Below are 18,410 nucleotides of genomic sequence, written 5' to 3' on the forward strand. Positions count from 1 at the left end.
GCGCCGCATTCAAGTCAGTATTGAGTGAACACTATGACTATGCGCATTACCTTACCTGATTTTTCTGCTGCCCGCGTGCTGGTGGTCGGCGACATTATGCTGGATCGCTACTGGAGTGGCCCGACCCGCCGGATTTCCCCTGAGGCGCCGGTGCCGGTCGTCAAGGTTGAAAAGAACGAAGATCGTCCGGGTGGCGCGGCCAACGTGGCGTTAAACGTGGCAGCATTGGGCGGTAAAACCACTTTGCTGGGGTTTGTCGGTCAGGATGAAGCAGCCGATTGTCTCGAAGCGAAGCTGGCTAGCCATAAGGTCTCTTATGATCTGGTCAAGGTTGCGGAATTGCCAACCATCACCAAACTGCGCATTCTCAGTGGCAATCAGCAACTGATCCGCCTGGATTTCGAAGACTCTTTCGCAGCAGCAGATCCGGCGCCATTACTGGCGAAACTGGATGCTGCCCTGCCGGATTTTGATGTACTGATCCTGTCGGATTATGCCAAAGGTGCACTGACCTGTGTGCGTGACATCATTGCGCTGGCGCGCAAACACAAGGTACCGGTACTGATCGATCCGAAAGGTGACAGCTTTGAAAAATACCGCGGTGCGACGTTAATCAAACCCAACATGCTGGAGTTTGAAACCATCGTCGGCAAAGTGAAAAACGAAGAAGACTTGATCGAAAAAGCCAAAAATCTGCTGAACGAGCTGGATCTGGAAGCCTTGCTGGTGACCCGTTCCGAAAACGGCATGTTACTGGTACGCCGCGGTGGTGCGGTACTGGCACTGCGTACTCAGGCCCGTGAGGTATTCGATGTGACCGGTGCCGGGGATACCGTGGTCGGTGCACTGGCAACGGCGCTGTCGGCCGGTAAATCGCTGGAAGAAGCTTGTGCGATTGCAAATTGTGCCGCCGGCGTGGTGGTTGCGAAACTGGGGACTTCCACTGTGAGCCCGCAGGAACTGGCGCAGGCACTGCATGAACACAGTAGTGTGGAACAGGCATTCGGTGTCATGAACGAAGCCGAACTGAAAACCGCCGTGCTGGCGGCGCGCCGTCGCGGCGAGAAAATCGTCATGACCAACGGCTGTTTTGACATTCTGCATGCCGGTCATGTTTCTTACCTGAAAGCCGCCCATAAACTGGGTGATCGTCTGATTGTTGCTGTGAATGACGATGCCTCTGTGCGTCGCCTGAAAGGCGAAAAACGTCCGATCGTACCGGAAGATCAACGTATGGCGGTGTTAGCCGCGCTGGATTCGGTCGACTGGGTGGTGCCGTTTACTGAAGACACCCCGCAGCGTGTGATCGCCGGGATCCTTCCGGATCTGCTGGTGAAAGGTGGTGACTATCAGCCGCAGGATATTGCCGGTTATGCCGAAGTGACCGCCAATGGTGGCGAAGTGCGGGTGCTGCATTTTGAAGACGGCTGTTCCACCAGCAATATCGTGAAAACCATCATCGAGCGGGAATGTAAATAATCCGTATCAGCATCCTGTTCCATACGGAGCAGGGTGTTGCATTTTGTCACACTTGTGGCACAGCTTTGCTACGACTCTTTGTTTTACTTCAGGATATCCATTTCCTACGGACGTCTTGTCATGCGTTATCTCTTTTTACTTCTTCTCATTTCTCTCTCTTGCTGGGGACTGACACTGCCTTTGGATGCGATGCAGCAAGGCTTCCTGTTCTGGCGTAATCAGGGTGTTCAGTTAACCGGTATTCTTGCTCTTGCCCTGATGGGTGCCTTAATGCTGATGGCGACCCGTCCGGCCTGGCTGGAACAGCGGTTAGGCGGGCTGGATCATCTCTATCAGTTGCATAAGTGGAGCGGGATCACGGCCGGCTCCATGGTGCTGCTGCACTGGCTGCTGACGAAATCCCCCCGCTGGCTGGTGGACTGGGGCCTGCTTGAGCTGGGGCCGCGGCCTGCCGGTGCCCATGTGCCGGATGTCTGGCGCGGCATAGCCAAAGAGGTCGGGGAATACTGCTTCTATGCCATGATCCTGTTTATGATCGTCAGTCTGGTTAAAGTCCTGCCGTACGGTCGTTTCCGTCAGATCCACAAAGTGGGGGCAGTCCTGTTTCTGCTGGCCGCCTTTCACAGTATTTATCTGTTACCTGATGCCACCCGCTGGACACCGTTTGGTCTGCTGACACTTATCGCCGGTGTGCTGGGTTCACTGGCGGCATTGTGGAGTCTCTTCGGACTGATTGGCCGGCCGCGACGTTATCCGGGACAGATCATCGAGATCCGCGAGCATGATGGCAATGTGCTGGAGCTGGAAGTGGTGCTGCCGACAGATTTTCAGGATGAGTATCTGCCGGGGCAGTTTGCCTTGCTGACGTTGCATAAGGAGGAGGGTTCGCATCCTTTTACCATTGTGCGGGAAGATGTACAGAACGGCAGTATTATTTTTGCTATCAAGGCATTAGGTGATTATACGCGCCAGCTGATCGGGCAAGTGCAGGAGGGCGATGAAGTCACGGTGGAAGGGCCGTATGGCCGGTTTGTGCTGCCGGAATCGGGCGGCCAGGAGTACTGGATTGCCGGTGGTATTGGCATCACGCCGTTTCTTGCCTGGCTGGAAGGGCTGGTAGCGGAAGGGTATCACCGGCCGGGTGCCCATCTCTATTATTGTGTGAACAACCGGCAGGAGATCCTGTTTGCCGAGCGTCTGCAGCAGTTATCCAAACAGACAGGCGTCAAAGTGACGATCGTCGATCGGGAGACCGATGGTTTTCTGGATCCATCCCGTCTGGATATCGATGAAGACACCCGGCTCTGGTTCTGCGGTCCGAAAGGCATGCGGGACATGCTGTTAAAACATGTGCCTGCCTCGCAACTGCATTACGAACAGTTCGATTTCCGTTGATGAACGGTAGCCGCCAGTTATCTGGCGGCTTTTCCATATAGCTGACCGCGTAGCAGCATCTGCACAGTACGGAAGGCCAGATAACCAATAAACAGGTTAGCACCAATAAAAATGGGGATCGCCAGCCATTGTGCGGAAGGCAGTCCGGCCGCCGCCAGTTTCAGACCGCTGACCGTGGTAGCGGCAACACCGAAGGTATAAGCCCAGTAGGAAGGGGCAAAGGCCTGTGCGCCCAGCCAGGCACCCAGCCGTAACCCCAGCAGCAACTGAAACAATCCATACCCCCACAGCATCAGCAGCCACGGCGCGGTACTGCCCGGCATTAACAGCAGCGATGCCATGGCACAGACAACCGGCGGTGCAAACTGAATGCCGAGCAGCGGGCGTTGCGCGACCGGCATGGTTTTCGGATGCCACAGGCGCTGAATGATCAGCGACTCCAGCGCCAGCCAGGAGAAAACACCGGCACCGAGAAACAGCCAGCCCCAGTCCGCATGTCCTAAGGCACCTAAAGCCGCCGCACTGGTAAAGTTGCCGGCAACAGTTGGCAGATACAGCGTCGGGGCGGTATCCAGCGTATCGCGCCCGCCCTGCCAGAGCGTGCCGGTATGCCACAGGGAAAACACCAGATGCCAGCTGATACCCGCGATAGTCAGCAGCCATGCAGCGGTCAGGGAGTAGGGCAAGACTGCCAGTACGATTAAGAGTGTGGAAGCGCCCAGTAACGCCGGCGTGCCGCCCTGTACCGGATGCAGAAATTCGGCTTTCACCAGCGCAAAATGGCGGATGGCCTGTGCAAGGTAGCCCAGCAGCAGCACCGCCCAGACGCAACCGGCCAGCAATAATAATCCTTCACCAATCAGTGCCGGTAACTGCCAGAGATGCGCGGCAATACGCCATGCCTGCCCCAGGCCGGATAAGCCGAGCACCATGCCGAAGAAAGAGGCGGGGATATGTCTGGATGTCATCGTAGCTTGCTCCTTATTCTTTTCTGAGCAACAAAAAGCCCTGTCAGGCTGGACAGGGCTTTTTGATATAAATCATGTAGTCAATATATCACTTTTTTGTCATTAACCCATTATTGATATCCAGCAGATCCTGCTCCGACAATGTTCCGGCTGTCTGCTTCAGTTGCAGGGTGTTCAGGATGTAGTTGTAGCGGGCATCCGAGAGTTTTTGTTTCGCGAAATACAGTTTGGTGGTTGAGTTAAGAACATCAACGATGGTACGGGTTCCGACCTGATAACCGGCCTGAGTCGCAGTGAGAGCGCTGTCAGCGGAAATCACCGATTGCTGGTAAGCCTTGATGGTACCGATACTGGCAAACACGTTATTGTAGTTTTTATACAGATCGGCCTGCATGCTGCGGTAGGTTTTTTCCAGACTTTCGCTGGCAGCGACATAGTTAAACTGCGCCTGTTTTACCTGTGACTGGGTGGCACCGCCGGAATAGAGTGGCAGATTAAATTGCAGACCAATCGTACCTTCGTTAACGGTACCATCCTCTCTCGAGGCGGTGTTTTTTTCGTAATCCGTGTAATCGGAATTGGCCCCGAGCTTCAGATCCAGCGTTGGCAAATGACCGGCTTTGGCCAGATCAATCTGTTGTTTTGCTACATCCTTAGCGATACGCAACTGATTCAGTGCCAGGCTGTGATCCTGTGCCTGTTTCAGCCATTGCTCGGCGCTTTGCGTCATCGGTGTCGGGCTGAAACGTTCGATATTCAGCACATCCAGATAACGGTGTTCGGTGCCGGTCAACTGGCGCAGTGCTTCATAACTGTTCGACAAGGCATTCTGTGCATTGATGGTGTCGGCGACGGCCAGATCATGCACTGCTTTGGCTTCCTGTACATCGGTGATGGCCGTCATGCCGACATCAAAGCGCTGCTGTGTTTCATCCAACTGGCGTTGCAGCGCTTTTTCATTGGTCGTTGCATACTCAAGACTATCTTGTGCCGCCAGCACACTAAAATAAGCCTGCGCAGTACGCAGCATCAGGCCCTGTTTCTCCAGATTCAGGGCGACATCGCTGGCCATTGCCTGTTTACTGGTGATATCCGAATTCATCCAGACGGACTGACGGAATAACGCCTGGGTCAGCGTAATGCCAGCACCGGTAGTCCGGGCGGTATAAGCGTCATCATTGTTTGATTTCAGATAGTTGGCATTCGCATCTAAACCAATCTGCGGCAGTTTGGCCGCATCGGCTTCGTTGATTTTTTCAAAAGCGACGTTACGTTGCGCCAGTGTTTCCTGTAACTGCGGATCTTTCTCCCGCGCCTGATGATAGATATCGAGCAGGCTTTCGGCATATGCCCACGGGGAGAGCCCCAGCAGAATAAACACGGACAATAATGATTTTTTCATTGGGTTATACACTCCAGTTTTAATCCAGCGTTTTCCGGAAACGCAGCACACCTACTAACAGCATAGCGAATAAAAACAGTAATAATGGCCACAAATGCGGCCACATTTCCGCCATTCCGTTTCCTTTGAGCATAATTCCGCGGATCAGACGAATAAAGTGGGTCAGCGGTAACAGCTCACCAATCTGCTGCGCCCAGAACGGCATGCCGCGGAACGGGAACATAAAACCGGACAGCAGCATGGAGGGCAGAAAAAAGAAAAAGGTCATCTGCATGGCCTGGGTCTGGTTGCGGGCCACACTGGAAATGGTGATTCCGATGCTGAGGTTGGCGGCAATAAACACCAGAATGCCCAGTAACAACCAACTGCCCGGACCAATAAACGGCACCTCAAATAACAGTTCGGCGACAATCAGGATCACCGCGACCTGCACAAAGCCAATCAAAACATATGGCAGGATTTTGCCCAGCATGACCTCCAGTGGCCGCACGGGGGTTGCCAGCAGATTTTCCATCGTACCGCGTTCCACTTCGCGGGTAACGGCCAGCGCGGTCATCATGATCATGGTCATGGTGAGGATCACGCCCATCAGACCGGGCACAATGTTGTATTGCGTCAGACCCTCCGGATTAAACCGCCGCTGGATCACCACCTCATAGGGCTGCGCTTTACCATTCAGGGCGCTGAGTGTGCCGGTCAGTTCGTGTTGCAACCATTGCTGACTCAGTTGCTGCAGGGCACCAATGGCATTGGCGGTCGCGGAAGGATCGGTGGCATCGGCGGCGACCAGCAGTTGTGGCCGTTCTCCGCGCTGCAGTTTTTTGGCAAACCCGGCCGGAATGACCACTGCAAACTGAGCATCACCTTCTTCCAGCCAGTGATCGGCTTCTGCCTCACCCAGATCGGTCGCGACCAGCTGAAAATAACCGCTGTTTTCTAATCCCTGCACGATTGCGCGGGTAAACGGGGTTTGTTCATGCGCCACGATGACGGTGGGCAGATGTTTCGGATCGCCGTTGATGGCAAACCCGAACAGGATCAACTGGATCAGCGGAATGCCCAGCATCATGGCGAAGGTGAGCCGATCGCGGCGCAGCTGGATAAACTCTTTCACGATCATCGCCAGCAGCCGGTGCCAGCTTAATACCTGATTCATAAGCACCTCTAGCGGAAATTATCCTGACTTTGCTGCATCAGATGAATGAACACATCTTCCAGTTGCGGCGTGATCAATTGCCAGCGCAGATCGTTGCGTTGCCGGAATGGTTCAATCGCCATTGCTAAAGCAGCGGCATCTAATCCATTGATATGCAGGCTGTTACCGAAGCGGGTAATCAGTGCGACAGCGGGGTGGTTTTGCAGCGCCGGCAAGAGCACATCGACCTCGCCCTCAACCAGCCAGGTCGTAAACTGACTCTGCTGGATCAACTCTTTCGGTGTACCACCGGCCAGCAACTGGCCATAGGCGATATAACCGAGACGATGACAACGTTCGGCTTCATCCATGTAATGGGTGGAAACCAGCACCGTCATCCCCTCTGCGGCCAGCTGATGGATCTCATCCCAGAAATCGCGGCGGGCTTTCGGATCAACCCCCGCCGTCGGCTCATCCAGTAACAGCAGTTGCGGTTCATGCAGCATACAGGCGGCCAGCGCCAGCCGTTGTTTCCAGCCGCCGGATAAGGTGCCGGCCAGCTGATTTTGCCGGGCCTGCAGACCGAGCCGCTCCAGCGCCTGCTGTACCCGTTGTTTGCGTTGCGGCATGCCATAAATGCGGGCAATGAAATCCAGATTTTCCCGCAGGCTCAAGTCGTCATACAGGCCGAAACGCTGCGTCATATAACCGACATGACGTTTGATATCGGCGGCCTGTCTGACAATGTCATAGCCCAGTGTATGACCGGAACCGCTGTCGGGCGTTAGCAGGCCACACATCATGCGGATCGAGGTGGTTTTACCGCTGCCGTTCGGCCCGAGAAAGCCGAAGATCTCGCCGCGTCGTACCTGCAGGCTCAGGTTATCCACGACCAGCTTGTCACCGAAGCTCTTGTTTAAACCCTGCACATCGATGATCCAGTTTTCACTGTTCATGGCTTATTGCTCCGTTGGTGACAGTGCAACAGCAACCGGCTGCCCGGGATGCAACGGGAAGGCGTGTGTATCCAGTGGCTTGGCTTCCACCATAAACACCAACTTGGCGCGGTTTTCTTTACTGTAGATAACGGGTGGCGTGTATTCCGCATTACTGGCAATAAAACTGATCCGCGCCGGAATCGTCGCCTTGCAACCATCACAACTGATGGTGACACTTTGTCCCGTTTTGATCGTCGCCAGTGCGGTTTCCGGAATATAGAAACGGATCTTCACCGCATCGGGAGCTAACAGTGTCACCACCGGAGAACCGGCCGGGATCCATTCACCGGGCAGGTATAAGGTCTCTTCCACCGTTGCCGTAACCGGACTGAGTGGCGAGGTTTGAGCGACTAACCAATCGGCATGGCCGGTTTGCGCTTCTGCGGCGGTAATGTCGGCCTGCGCAGCCTGACGTAAATCACTACGTGCCGCCTGCGATGCCAATGAGAGTTGCGCTTTCAGATCGCGGACCTTGCCTTGTGCCTGCAAACGGCTACTGGCGGCCTGATCGAGCGTGGCCTGATTGCTGAAACCCTGCTGACGTAACCGCTGCTGCCGGCTCAGCTCCTGTTCACTTAAGCGCAGTGCTGCCTGTGCGGCACCGAGCTGTGCTTCCAGTGCAGTGATCTCTTCACTGCGTTTGCCTTTACTTAGATCAGCGGCCTGAGCCTGGGCTTTTTTCAGGGTAGCGAGCGCAGTTTGCTGATTGCTGCTGACTTCACTGCTTTCCAGTCGGAACAATGGCTGGCCAGTCTGAACCGGTTGGCCTTCCGTGACGGCCAGTTCCCGCAGATAACCGGCCACGGGCGTGGCAATCCGCACATAGTCGCCTTCCACATAGCCGGGCAGGGTGTTTTCGGTTTTCGGCTGACAAGCACTTAAGCCAAAGGCACAAAGCAACAATATGTACTTACGCATGAGGTTCCTCCCGTAAGGCCATCAGACCGGCCCAGCTGAAACGGACAATGTGGTTTTCTATCTCTTCCAGCCAGCCGGGATCGGTCAGTAAATGCGGGCTGGTGCGGACAATCAGTGGGCGGGCCAGCACATAGATGATGCACTGACTCATCATACTGAGCGTACAGCGTAACAGCGTATCCGGCGTCTCTTCCGGCAGGATTTGCTGTAGCAGACTCAGCATCTGCTGCAGTTGTGGCTGCTGAAAACGATGATAAATATCATCCAGTGCGGCCGTCGGGTTGACCATTTCCCGCAACACCAGCTGGGCTATCCGGCAACCCTGTTGCTCATCCAGCATCCGTAGCAAAACGCTGTGGATCAGAAAACGGAACCGATCCGGCAACGGTAATTCACTGTCGCTCAGCAGCGGTTGCTGGGTGATGGCCAGGTCACCGTGGTAACGCAGCACCGCCAGATAGAGCCCTTCCTTACCACCAAAGTGATAATTAATTGCCGAGAGACGCACACCCGCCCGCGCCGCAATCTGCTGTACCCGGGCCGCCCGGAAGCCCTGTTCTATGAATTCCGGGGTGGCGGCGTGAATAAGTTTCAGCCGCGTTTCTTCGCCGTGCGCACTGGCGGCAAGATCATGAATAGTGGGGAAGGCCGGCATAAGTCGTCTCTGCATTAGAAAACCTTTTCTAATCATTGGCTGATAAGCAGACAGATGCAAGGAGATTAGAAAAAAAATTCTAATTATTTTGTGACGAAGAATCACTATTGCCCCTGTGCGGGCTTCGGGGTAACCTTCCTTTCTTTGGCATAACGCCAGTACGGGAGTCGTCACCATGACAGATCAACTCTTAGCTGCTGATCAGCATTACGATCGTAATGATGTGGAAATTATAAAGTGCGAACCCTGCTTTAAAGGTTTCTTCCGTATTAACCGTTACCACCTGCGGCATAAGCTTTTTGCCGGTGGCTGGGGGCCGGTTATCCAGCGTGAAATGTTCGAACGGGGCCATGCGGCCGCGGTTCTGCCATACGATATCGAAAACGATAAAGTGGTACTGCTGGAACAGTTCCGTCTTGGCGCGTATGAAACCAAACAGGATCCGTGGTTGCTGGAGCTGGTGGCGGGCATTATCGAACCCGGTGAACAGGCTGACGAAGTGATCCACCGTGAAGCAGAAGAAGAATCTGGTCTGAAACTGCAACGTGCTGAGTTCGTACTGAGTTATATGGTCAGCCCGGGCGGTACGACGGAACGTATTGATCTGTATGTCGGTAAAGTCGATTCGACACTGGCAAACGGTCTGCACGGTCTGGCGCATGAAGGCGAAGACATTCGTGTGCATGTGGTCAGTCGTGAGCAGGCTTACCGCTGGGTGGAAGAAGGGCGTATTGATAACGCCACGACGGTCATTGCACTGCAGTGGCTGCAATTGCATCATGCCGATTTACAACGCCGCTGGTTGGGTGGATCGTGACGACGCTGTGTGTTGCCCGGCGTCATGTGCCCGATTTGCCAGAGTTGCACCGGGCCTATGAAACCAACTACATGGCGCTGATGAAGCTGTTACCTTCGACAAATGATGGCGCAGCCCGGTTGTACAATATTGCGCAATCATTACAATTCGCGGTCCGGATTCTGGAAAACACCCGCTACACCACGTTGATTGAAATCTGTCAGCACAATGACGAGTTTCCTGATTTTCTGAGAAGTCACATGCAAGTCCGGTTATACCACGACGCGCGTATGGCGGAAGTGTGTGTCAGTCAGCAGATTTCCCGTTTACTCCCCAGCTATGATTATCCGAATCCGGCTATGCATCAGCGGGACGAAAAAGAACAGTGTAATCACTTTCTGGCAGAATGGCTGCGTTTCTGTCTGGCACACGGGTATAGCGCTGAAGCGCTGGCATATTAAAAAATAATGAGATGATGCCACGACCCGGACTGCCCGCAGGATGGGTAAATGAAAGGCATTGTCCGCAAGTATATAGAGAGAGATTTTGGAAACCTGCACATTAAGTAAACCGGACGATGGTATCGTTCGATTATTGCAGATTTCAGATACGCATCTGTTCGCTGAGACAAACCGCGATTTACTGGGAATTGCCACAGCGGATAGTTTTCAGGCGGTACTGGATGCCATTACTGAATTGCCGCAAACGTATGATGTGGTACTCGCTACGGGCGATCTGTCGCAAGATCACTCCGCGGCTTCCTATCAGCGTTTTGCCCGCATGGTCACGACATTGCAGAAGCCAGTTCACTGGTTACCGGGTAATCATGATCACCGGGTACTGATGCAGAATGAACTGCAGGTCTCCGGTATTCGTCCGGAAATGCAGCTGGTCGGTGACCACTGGCAGGTGATCCTGCTGGATAGTCAGGTGTACGGCACGCCGCATGGCTGGCTGAGTCATCTGCAACTGGAACAACTTGAAGCTGCACTGCTGCAATATCCTGAAAAGCATGTCCTGATTTGTCTGCATCATCATACCTTTCCGATTGGCTCGATCTGGCTGGATCAGCACGATCTGAAGAATGCCAGTGACTTTCTGGCGGTACTGGCACGCTATCCGCGGGTAAAAGCGGTGCTCTGCGGCCATGTGCATCAGGAGTATGATCAGTATCATCAGGGGATACGTTTTCTGACATCACCATCAACCTGCATTCAGTTCCAACCACTGAGTGTAGATTTTTCACTGGATACCATGTCTCCCGGCTGGCGTTATCTGCAGCTGTATCCGGATGGTCGTATTGCGACACAGGTCTGGCGTCTTGAACCTGGCCAGTTTGCTCCCGATTTACAATCTACAGGCTATTGAGATGTCGCCAACGCTGATTTATCTGCACGGTTTTAATTCAACGCCGAACTCGGTTAAAGCCCGGCAAATCGCGGAATATCTGGCTGCTGAGCTACCGGATATTCAGGTTTGTATCCCTAAACTGCCGAATACCCCGGCTGCCTCCTGGCAAACGATACAAGAGACGCTGGCTGATCTCGGTGATCGCAAGATCGGTCTGGTTGGCAGCTCCATGGGCGGTTTCTGGGCCACGAAAGTCGCGGAAGTTTACGGGCATAAAGCGGTCGTGATTAATCCGGCTATCCATCCGCATCATTTGCTGCAACAACTGCTCGGGCCGCAGCATAATCCTTACACCGGTGAAGATTATCTGCTGGAACAACATCATGTTGATGAGTTGCGTGATCTCGGGATCCCGGAGCTGCAGCATCCGGAACGGATATGGTTATTACAGCAACAGGGCGATGAAGTGTTAGACTATCGCCACGCATTACAATTTTATCATTTTGCACGAACTACAGTAGAGCAGGGCGGCACTCACGCTTTCACAGGATTTGAACGTTACTGTGCTCAGATAGTAAGATTCCTGCAGTTATAAACCGTCTTCACGGAATACCATGACTCAAGCTTATACCGCTGAATCCATTGAAGTCCTCAATGGTCTGGAGCCGGTGCGTCGTCGCCCCGGCATGTACACCGATACCTCTCGTCCGAATCATCTCGGGCAGGAAGTCATTGATAACAGTGTCGATGAGGCGCTGGCAGGGCATGCCCGGCGTATTGATGTCATTCTGCATGATGATCAGTCGCTGGAAGTCACCGATGATGGCCGCGGTATGCCGGTGGATATTCACCCGGAAGAAGGGGTGCCGGCTGTTGAGCTGATCATGTGTAAATTGCATGCCGGCGGTAAATTTTCCAACAGTAACTATCAGTTCTCCGGTGGTCTGCACGGGGTGGGGATCTCGGTCGTCAACGCGCTGTCACGCCGTGTCGAAGTCACGGTGCGCCGCGATGGTAATGTGTATGAAATGGCCTTTGAACAGGGCGATAAAGTCGCTGATCTGACCATCACCGGCACCTGTGGCAAGCGCAACACCGGTACCCGGGTGAAGTTCTGGCCGGACGCGAAATATTTCGATTCACCGAAATTCTCTGCCAGCCGTCTGGTGCATATTCTCAAAGCCAAAGCGGTATTGTGTCCGGGCTTAACCATCCATTTTGAAGACCGCGTCAATCAGCAGGTATATGACTGGTGTTATCAGGATGGTCTGCGTGACTATCTGCTGGATAACCTGAAAGACGTCATCCGTTTGCCGGAACAACCGTTTACCGGTCAGTTCAGTGCGGACAATTCAGCGGTGGACTGGGCATTGTGCTGGTTGCCGGAAGGCGGCGAGCTCATCAGCGAATCGTATGTCAACCTGATCCCGACGGTGCAGGGTGGGACGCATGTCAACGGCCTGCGTCAGGGCCTGCTGGATGCGATGCGCGAGTTCTGTGAATTCCGTAATCTGCTGCCACGCGGCGTGAAGCTGACGCCGGATGATATTTGGGATCGTTGTGCCTATATTCTGTCGATCAAGATGCAGGATCCGCAATTTGCCGGTCAGACCAAAGAGCGTTTGTCTTCGCGTCAGAGTGCGGCGTTTGTTTCCGGCATTGTGAAAGATGCGTTCAGCTTGTGGCTGAACTCGAATATCGAACTGGCGGAACAGCTGGCGGAACTGTGCATCAACAGCGCGCAGCGTCGTCTGCGTGCCGCGAAAACCGTGGTGCGCAAGAAGATCACGCAAGGGCCGGCACTGCCGGGCAAGCTGACTGATTGTAACTGTTCTGATCCGATGCAGGGTGAGCTGTTTCTGGTGGAAGGGGATTCCGCGGGCGGTAGTGCCAAGCAGGCACGGGAACGTGAATTCCAGGCCATCATGCCGCTGCGTGGGAAGATCCTGAACACCTGGGAAGTCGATGCCTCGGAAGTACTGGCATCGCAGGAAGTCCATCACATCTCGATTGCGGTGGGGATGGATCCGGACTCTGATGATCTGAGTGGCCTGCGTTACGGCAAGATCTGTATTCTCGCCGATGCGGATTCGGATGGTCTGCACATCGCGACCCTGCTGTGTGCGCTGTTTGTGAAACATTTCCGTCCGCTGGTGGAAAAAGGGCATGTGTATGTCGCGATGCCGCCACTGTTCCGAATCGATCTCGGCAAAGAAGTGTATTACGCGCTGGATGAAGATGAGAAAGAAGGTGTTCTGCAGCGCCTGAAAGCCGAGAAGAAACGAGGCACCCCTCAGGTGACCCGCTTTAAAGGTCTGGGTGAAATGAACCCGAAACAGCTGCGTGAAACCACCATGGATCCGAACACCCGCCGTTTAGTACAACTGACGCTGGATGATGAAACGGAAGAAACCATGCAGCTGATGGATATGCTGCTGGCGAAGAAGCGCTCCGGTGATCGCCGCGAATGGCTCGAAAGTAAGGGTAATCTGGCGGATATCGGTTAGTTTTGCCGCTGGAGCCTGTGTGGTCATACCGCTATAATGCATGTTAATCCCATTAACATACAGAGCATTCGACGATGGAAAAAAAGACCGCACGGTTAACTTTACTGATTGATCCGGTAAAGAAAAAAGCCTTTGAAGATCTCTGTACGGCGCAGGATCTGACGCCGTCGCAGGTGGTTCGTCAGATGATCCGCGATTATCTGGATGAACATGGCGTCACCTATGCGACGAAAAGTACACTGGGTGCCAAAGCGAAAAACGAAACCACGCCCTGAGGCGTGGTTTTCTTTTTGAGATGATTAGCGCTCGTTAACCGCCATTTTTTCGCTGTTTTCCGCAAACCGCAATTCGCAGTAATTCAAGGCTTCATCAAAGGTCGTGAAGTTGTGGCCTTCTCCCACCAGATCGATGATACCGGCTTTCGTCAGCTTTTGTTGTACCGTTTTATTGGCTTCACATAACAGGATGGTGACGTTGTGTTTCGCTAATAAATGGATGACATGTTCCAGCGACTGCAGCGCAGTGAAATCCATAAACGGGACATGGTTCAGTCGCAGGACCAATGCTTTCGGTTCGGTATTGGTTTGCGCCAGTGCCCGTTGGAAAGTTTCTGCTGCACCAAAAAACAGCGGGCCGTCGATGCTGTAAACCATCACCTGTGGCGGTAATTTTTTATGTCCGATAATTTGCAGTTCTTTCTCCAGATCATCCTCGCTGTGCTGCTGGATTTCGACGGCGCCCGCCATCCGCTGCATAAAACTGAATGCGGCCAGAATAACCCCGATATTGACGGCAACTACCAGATCCGTGAACACCGTCAGCAGGAATGTGATCAGCAGGATAGCGGTATCTGTTTTCGGCGCCTTCTTCACCATTTCCACGAAATGCGGCAGTTCACTCATGTTCCAGGCAACGACAAACAGGATCGCCGCCAGTGCGCACAATGGAATGTTGTTGGCCAGCGGTGCCAGAAACAGCAGGATCATCAGTAACACAACAGAGTGAATGATGCCGGCCAGCGGGCTGTTCCCTCCATTACGGATGTTGGTCGCCGTACGGGCAATGGCACCGGTCGCGGCAAAACCACCGAATAAAGGGGCGATGATATTCGCCAGACCTTGTCCGATCAGCTCCTGATTCGAGTCATGCCGGGTTCCGGCCATACCGTCGGCCACCACGGCAGAGAGCAATGATTCGATCGCTCCCAGCATCGCAATGGTGAATGCCGGACCAATCAACTGCACCATATCGCTGAAAGTGAATTCTGGCAGAGCAAAATCTGGTAATTTCTGTGGAATGCCACCGAAAGCACTACCAATGGTGGCAACGCCTTCCGGATGGAACAGACTGACAATCAGGGTGGAAAAGATCATCGCCATCAGCGGGCCGGGCACCTTGCGCAGATAAGGAATACGCGGTGTCAGCAGCACCAGTGCCAGACTGCACAGTGCCAGCGCACTGGTGGTCAGATTGGCATGGGGTAATTGCTGCAGCAGGTGCCAGAATTTTTCATGGAAGTGTTCACCGCTGACACTGGGCAGACCGAAGAAGTCTTTCCACTGTCCGACCCAGATGATAACCCCAATCCCACTGGTAAAACCGACAATCACCGGCGCGGGAATGAATTTGATGATACTGCCGAGGCGGCTGAAGCCCATCAGCATCAGAATGACACCGGCCATCAGGGTTGCGATTTGTAACCCGCTGACGCCGTATTTAGCGGTGATTCCGGCCAGAATAACGATAAACGCACCGGTTGGACCGGCAATCTGTAACCGGCTGCCGCCAAACACAGCCACCACTGCCCCGGCCACCATGGCAGTGTAGAGCCCCTGTTCCGGTTTTACGCCGGAAGCGATTGCAAACGCCATGGCTAAAGGTAATGCCACGACACCGACGATAAGCCCGGCAACCAGATTAGGAAGCCAGTTTTTGGCGCGTAGCAGACCAGCCCGCTGCGCTTCCAGTATTGCAATCATAACCACCTCAAATACTAATCATATTAACATATGGTGATAACCGTTTGACGCATTCTAGCGCGTTCCGGCATATCAGATCATGAAAGCAAATCAAAAAAGATCCGGCCTGCACTGCAATACATAAAAAGCCGGACTTTCTGCAGGATTTGCGGCAAAGCTCCCATATCTTTCTCTGCAATAAACTAGAATTAACAGCATATGCTGCTGGTGATTCCGGCGCATTCCCCTCGCATTACGCTACGAGCCGCGGAGGTAACTATGATTAAGCATTCTCTGGTGCACGCTAAAATACCGCAGTATGCACAGCGCCCTGATCGGGGCCATTCAATATTTTCACATATCAAACATATGCTGTTGTTATGGAAGCAAAACTGGCAGACCCGTCGTCAGCTGGCCCGTCTGAGCGCAGAAGATTTGCGTGATATTGGCCTCAGCGAAGCGCAACGCCAGGAAGAGCTGAACAAATCGTTCTGGGAACCATAAACTTCAGTTTAAGTGAGTGTAGTTCTGATGCACCCCCGCGAAGAAATTCCGGGGGTGTTTTTGTTTGTGGGGTTATAGGGGGGAGCCGGTTGTATTTGAAAATAAAGAAATATCTTAAAGTGACTGCCGTGTCACATGCCATGTCATATAAAACGACTATCCTTTTTACTCCAATATTCAGACGATACCATTCATAACAATACAGAGATTTTATCTTTGTTTTTCCTGGATTAATGAAATATGGAGGTGAACGATGACGAATGGTGAGCTTATGCTTGAAGGCGTCAACCTGATGATCGCCGGCATGGGTTTTGTCATGGTTTTCTTACTGCTGCTGGTTTATGCAGTGCAACTCATGTCGCGAATTATTGCCCGTTTCACACCAGACCTACCGCTCCCTGTAATTCCCATACCACAGCCCGAACAACCCTTATCCTCGACTGATGATGCATTAACCAAAGTCGCGATTGCTGCTGCTTTACACCACCATCGCCGCACTCATGACAAAAAATAATTTCCACTGATGGAGAAAAAGGATGATTGTAACTCCTCGCCCTGTTGCCATTACTGATGTTGTGCTGCGTGATGCACACCAGTCCTTGTTTGCTACCCGTCTGCGTCTTGATGACATGTTGCCCGCCGCTGAAATGCTGGATCAGGTTGGTTACTGGTCTCTGGAAAGCTGGGGTGGCGCAACGTTTGATTCCTGCATTCGTTTTTTAGGTGAAGATCCGTGGGATCGTCTGCGTGAATTTAAAAAGGCCATGCCGAAAACCCGTCAGCAAATGTTATTGCGTGGTCAGAATTTGCTGGGGTACCGTCATTATGCGGATGATGTTGTAGAACGTTTTGTGGAGCGGGCATCGGCCACTGGTATTGATGTTTTCCGTGTGTTTGATGCGATGAATGATCCCCGTAACATGCGGTGCGCATTACAGGCAGTGAAGAAAAACGGCGCGCATGCACAGGGTACGCTGAGCTATACCACCAGTCCGGTACATAACGAACAAACCTGGATTGATCTGGCGGAACAGTTGCTGGAAATCGGAGTTGATTCGATCGCGATTAAGGATATGTCCGGCATTCTGACACCGACTGCTGCCTATAATCTGATCAGTAAACTCAAAGAACAATTTGATGTAGAACTGCATCTGCACTGTCACGCCACGACCGGTCTGGCGGAAATGACGCTGCTCAAAGCCATTGAAGCCGGGGTGGATCGGGTGGATACCGCCATTTCGTCTATGAGTGGTACTTATGGTCATGCGGCGACGGAAGCTATTGTTGCTGCGCTGCAGGGCACGCCGTATGACACCGGGCTGGATCTGATGCAACTGGAAAAAATTGCGGCCTATTTCCGTGATATCCGTAAAAAATATTCTGCGTTCGAAGGTCAGCTGAAAGGCATCGACAGCCGCATCCTGATTGCTCAGGTGCCGGGCGGCATGCTGACCAATCTGGAAAGTCAGCTGAAGCAGCAGAATGCCGCTGACAAACTGGATCTGGTATTGGCAGAGATCCCACGGGTGCGTGAAGATTTGGGCTTTTTGCCACTGGTAACCCCAACCTCTCAGATCGTCGGCACACAAGCGGTACTGAACGTGCTGACGGGTGAGCGTTACAAAAATATTGCCAAAGAAACCGCCGGTGTACTGAAAGGTGAATATGGTGCGACGCCGGCACCGGTCAATGCGGAACTGCAGCAGCGTGTGCTGAATGGTGAATTACCGATCACGTGTCGTCCGGCGGATAACCTGAAACCTGAAATGGAGACGTTAGAAGAAAGCGTTATTGAGAGCGCAGCCCAGAAAGGTGTGAAACTGTCTGAAAACATCATCGATGATGTTCTGACGGTGGCATTGTTCCCGCAAATTGCCTGGAAGTTTCTGGAAAATCGTGGCAATCCGGCCGCTTTTGAACCTCATCCGCAAGTTGCTCCTGCTGTTGTTCCGCCAACCGTGGTTCCGGCAGCTAAGGAGAAAGTGGAAGGACCGGCAATTTATACCATTGAGGTTGAAGGCCGCAGCTATGTGGTGAAAGTCAGCGAAGGTGGCGAAGTCAGACATGTGCAGGAGGTTTCCTCTGCTGTTTCACCGGTCGTGCCGGCACCGGCTGTTTCCGCTGCGAATGCAGTCCCGGTTGCCGCGCCTTTAGCCGGGAATATCTGGAAGGTAGTCGTGAAAGCAGGGCAAGCGGTGAAAGAAGGGGATGTGCTGGTGATCCTGGAAGCCATGAAAATGGAGACCGAGATCCGGGCAGGTCTTTCCGGCACAGTGAATACGATCCAGGTGAAAGAAGGTGATGCTGTTGCTGTCGGTGATTGCATGCTGACTCTGGTATAAGAG

The 18,410-nt window shown here is 53.2% G+C and carries 18 protein-coding genes; 11 read left to right on the plus strand and 7 right to left on the minus strand.

Annotation, left to right across the window (positions count from 1 at the left end):
- The first annotated feature begins 39 nt into the window (after nucleotides 1-39).
- Nucleotides 40-1,479 carry a bifunctional D-glycero-beta-D-manno-heptose-7-phosphate kinase/D-glycero-beta-D-manno-heptose 1-phosphate adenylyltransferase HldE gene (gene hldE, locus TOLA_RS02015; RefSeq protein ID WP_041609620.1) on the plus strand — a complete coding sequence of 480 codons (1,440 nt, stop codon included), beginning with the start codon at nucleotides 40-42 and terminating at the stop codon, nucleotides 1,477-1,479.
- A gap of 120 nt (nucleotides 1,480-1,599) precedes the next feature.
- Nucleotides 1,600-2,874 carry a ferredoxin reductase family protein gene (locus tag TOLA_RS02020; RefSeq protein WP_012728613.1) on the plus strand — a complete coding sequence of 425 codons (1,275 nt, stop codon included), beginning with the start codon at nucleotides 1,600-1,602 and terminating at the stop codon, nucleotides 2,872-2,874.
- Between the two features lie 17 nt (nucleotides 2,875-2,891).
- Here the strand turns inward: TOLA_RS02020 and tehA are convergent, their stop codons facing one another.
- The 6 genes from tehA to TOLA_RS16290 all read right to left on the minus strand — a co-directional run bounded on the left by tehA (nucleotide 2,892) and on the right by TOLA_RS16290 (nucleotide 8,965).
- The gene (gene tehA / locus TOLA_RS02025) at nucleotides 2,892-3,842 is read right to left on the minus strand and encodes a dicarboxylate transporter/tellurite-resistance protein TehA (protein ID WP_012728614.1); all 951 of its coding nucleotides are present in this window, start codon (nucleotides 3,840-3,842) and stop codon (nucleotides 2,892-2,894) included.
- 88 nt (nucleotides 3,843-3,930) lie between these two features.
- Complete coding sequence (gene tolC / locus TOLA_RS02030; RefSeq protein WP_012728615.1) at nucleotides 3,931-5,244, minus strand: outer membrane channel protein TolC; 1,314 nt, start codon at nucleotides 5,242-5,244, stop codon at nucleotides 3,931-3,933.
- A gap of 19 nt (nucleotides 5,245-5,263) precedes the next feature.
- Nucleotides 5,264-6,400, minus strand: coding sequence for an ABC transporter permease (locus TOLA_RS02035; RefSeq protein WP_012728616.1), 1,137 nt, complete (start codon nucleotides 6,398-6,400; stop codon nucleotides 5,264-5,266).
- An 8-nt stretch (nucleotides 6,401-6,408) separates the two neighbouring features.
- The gene (locus TOLA_RS02040; RefSeq protein WP_012728617.1) at nucleotides 6,409-7,335 is read right to left on the minus strand and encodes an ABC transporter ATP-binding protein; all 927 of its coding nucleotides are present in this window, start codon (nucleotides 7,333-7,335) and stop codon (nucleotides 6,409-6,411) included.
- A gap of 3 nt (nucleotides 7,336-7,338) precedes the next feature.
- Entirely contained in the window at nucleotides 7,339-8,295 is a 957-nt protein-coding gene (locus TOLA_RS02045; protein ID WP_012728618.1) for an HlyD family secretion protein, read from the minus strand.
- Entirely contained in the window at nucleotides 8,288-8,965 is a 678-nt protein-coding gene (locus TOLA_RS16290) for a CerR family C-terminal domain-containing protein (protein ID WP_171804898.1), read from the minus strand. The genes TOLA_RS02045 and TOLA_RS16290 overlap by 8 nt, the downstream gene beginning before the upstream one ends.
- Before the next feature lie 160 nt (nucleotides 8,966-9,125).
- Here TOLA_RS16290 and nudF point away from each other — a divergent pair, with 160 nt between their 5' ends.
- The 6 genes from nudF to TOLA_RS02080 all read left to right on the plus strand — a co-directional run bounded on the left by nudF (nucleotide 9,126) and on the right by TOLA_RS02080 (nucleotide 13,878).
- Complete coding sequence (nudF, locus tag TOLA_RS02055) at nucleotides 9,126-9,767, plus strand: ADP-ribose diphosphatase (protein ID WP_012728620.1); 642 nt, start codon at nucleotides 9,126-9,128, stop codon at nucleotides 9,765-9,767.
- Between the two features lie 71 nt (nucleotides 9,768-9,838).
- Nucleotides 9,839-10,207: a DUF1249 domain-containing protein gene (locus tag TOLA_RS02060; protein ID WP_083757789.1), complete on the plus strand. Its 369-nt coding sequence runs from the start codon at nucleotides 9,839-9,841 to the stop codon at nucleotides 10,205-10,207.
- An 85-nt stretch (nucleotides 10,208-10,292) separates the two neighbouring features.
- Complete coding sequence (cpdA, locus tag TOLA_RS02065) at nucleotides 10,293-11,114, plus strand: 3',5'-cyclic-AMP phosphodiesterase (RefSeq protein WP_012728622.1); 822 nt, start codon at nucleotides 10,293-10,295, stop codon at nucleotides 11,112-11,114.
- Between the two features lies 1 nt (nucleotide 11,115).
- Complete coding sequence (locus tag TOLA_RS02070; RefSeq protein WP_012728623.1) at nucleotides 11,116-11,691, plus strand: YqiA/YcfP family alpha/beta fold hydrolase; 576 nt, start codon at nucleotides 11,116-11,118, stop codon at nucleotides 11,689-11,691.
- Between the two features lie 19 nt (nucleotides 11,692-11,710).
- Nucleotides 11,711-13,603, plus strand: a complete 1,893-nt coding sequence (gene parE / locus TOLA_RS02075; RefSeq protein ID WP_012728624.1) for a DNA topoisomerase IV subunit B — start codon at nucleotides 11,711-11,713, stop codon at nucleotides 13,601-13,603.
- A gap of 74 nt (nucleotides 13,604-13,677) precedes the next feature.
- Entirely contained in the window at nucleotides 13,678-13,878 is a 201-nt protein-coding gene (locus TOLA_RS02080) for a hypothetical protein (protein WP_012728625.1), read from the plus strand.
- A 24-nt stretch (nucleotides 13,879-13,902) separates the two neighbouring features.
- Here the strand turns inward: TOLA_RS02080 and TOLA_RS02085 are convergent, their stop codons facing one another.
- Entirely contained in the window at nucleotides 13,903-15,582 is a 1,680-nt protein-coding gene (locus TOLA_RS02085; RefSeq protein ID WP_012728626.1) for a SulP family inorganic anion transporter, read from the minus strand.
- A gap of 258 nt (nucleotides 15,583-15,840) precedes the next feature.
- On the opposite strand from TOLA_RS02085, the gene TOLA_RS16860 reads away from it, so the two are divergent.
- The 3 genes from TOLA_RS16860 (at nucleotide 15,841) to oadA (ending at nucleotide 18,407) form a co-directional block, all read left to right on the plus strand.
- A complete protein-coding gene (locus tag TOLA_RS16860) occupies nucleotides 15,841-16,065 on the plus strand; it encodes a DUF1127 domain-containing protein (protein ID WP_012728627.1) in 225 nt (74 codons plus the stop codon).
- A 253-nt stretch (nucleotides 16,066-16,318) separates the two neighbouring features.
- On the plus strand, nucleotides 16,319-16,579 hold the full coding sequence (locus tag TOLA_RS02095; protein WP_012728628.1) for an OadG family protein: 261 nt from the start codon (nucleotides 16,319-16,321) through the stop codon (nucleotides 16,577-16,579).
- A gap of 22 nt (nucleotides 16,580-16,601) precedes the next feature.
- On the plus strand, nucleotides 16,602-18,407 hold the full coding sequence (oadA, locus tag TOLA_RS02100; protein WP_012728629.1) for a sodium-extruding oxaloacetate decarboxylase subunit alpha: 1,806 nt from the start codon (nucleotides 16,602-16,604) through the stop codon (nucleotides 18,405-18,407).
- Nucleotides 18,408-18,410 lie beyond the last annotated feature (3 nt).

The sequence above is a fragment of the Tolumonas auensis DSM 9187 genome, assembly GCF_000023065.1.
In the GTDB taxonomy this organism is placed as follows: domain Bacteria; phylum Pseudomonadota; class Gammaproteobacteria; order Enterobacterales; family Aeromonadaceae; genus Tolumonas; species Tolumonas auensis.

Coding starts and splice junctions, on each gene's coding strand:
- TOLA_RS02070 (WP_012728623.1), top strand. CDS start 11,116: ATGTCGCCAACGCTGATTTATCTGCACGGTTTTAATTCAACGCCGAAC.
- tolC (WP_012728615.1), bottom strand. CDS start 5,244: ATGAAAAAATCATTATTGTCCGTGTTTATTCTGCTGGGGCTCTCCCCG.
- TOLA_RS02095 (WP_012728628.1), top strand. CDS start 16,319: ATGACGAATGGTGAGCTTATGCTTGAAGGCGTCAACCTGATGATCGCC.
- TOLA_RS02060 (WP_083757789.1), top strand. CDS start 9,839: ATGGCGCTGATGAAGCTGTTACCTTCGACAAATGATGGCGCAGCCCGG.
- TOLA_RS02080 (WP_012728625.1), top strand. CDS start 13,678: ATGGAAAAAAAGACCGCACGGTTAACTTTACTGATTGATCCGGTAAAG.
- tehA (WP_012728614.1), bottom strand. CDS start 3,842: ATGACATCCAGACATATCCCCGCCTCTTTCTTCGGCATGGTGCTCGGC.
- TOLA_RS02045 (WP_012728618.1), bottom strand. CDS start 8,295: ATGCGTAAGTACATATTGTTGCTTTGTGCCTTTGGCTTAAGTGCTTGT.
- hldE (WP_041609620.1), top strand. CDS start 40: ATGCGCATTACCTTACCTGATTTTTCTGCTGCCCGCGTGCTGGTGGTC.
- TOLA_RS02035 (WP_012728616.1), bottom strand. CDS start 6,400: ATGAATCAGGTATTAAGCTGGCACCGGCTGCTGGCGATGATCGTGAAA.
- TOLA_RS16290 (WP_171804898.1), bottom strand. CDS start 8,965: ATGCAGAGACGACTTATGCCGGCCTTCCCCACTATTCATGATCTTGCC.
- TOLA_RS02020 (WP_012728613.1), top strand. CDS start 1,600: ATGCGTTATCTCTTTTTACTTCTTCTCATTTCTCTCTCTTGCTGGGGA.
- TOLA_RS02085 (WP_012728626.1), bottom strand. CDS start 15,582: ATGATTGCAATACTGGAAGCGCAGCGGGCTGGTCTGCTACGCGCCAAA.
- nudF (WP_012728620.1), top strand. CDS start 9,126: ATGACAGATCAACTCTTAGCTGCTGATCAGCATTACGATCGTAATGAT.
- TOLA_RS16860 (WP_012728627.1), top strand. CDS start 15,841: ATGATTAAGCATTCTCTGGTGCACGCTAAAATACCGCAGTATGCACAG.
- oadA (WP_012728629.1), top strand. CDS start 16,602: ATGATTGTAACTCCTCGCCCTGTTGCCATTACTGATGTTGTGCTGCGT.
- parE (WP_012728624.1), top strand. CDS start 11,711: ATGACTCAAGCTTATACCGCTGAATCCATTGAAGTCCTCAATGGTCTG.
- TOLA_RS02040 (WP_012728617.1), bottom strand. CDS start 7,335: ATGAACAGTGAAAACTGGATCATCGATGTGCAGGGTTTAAACAAGAGC.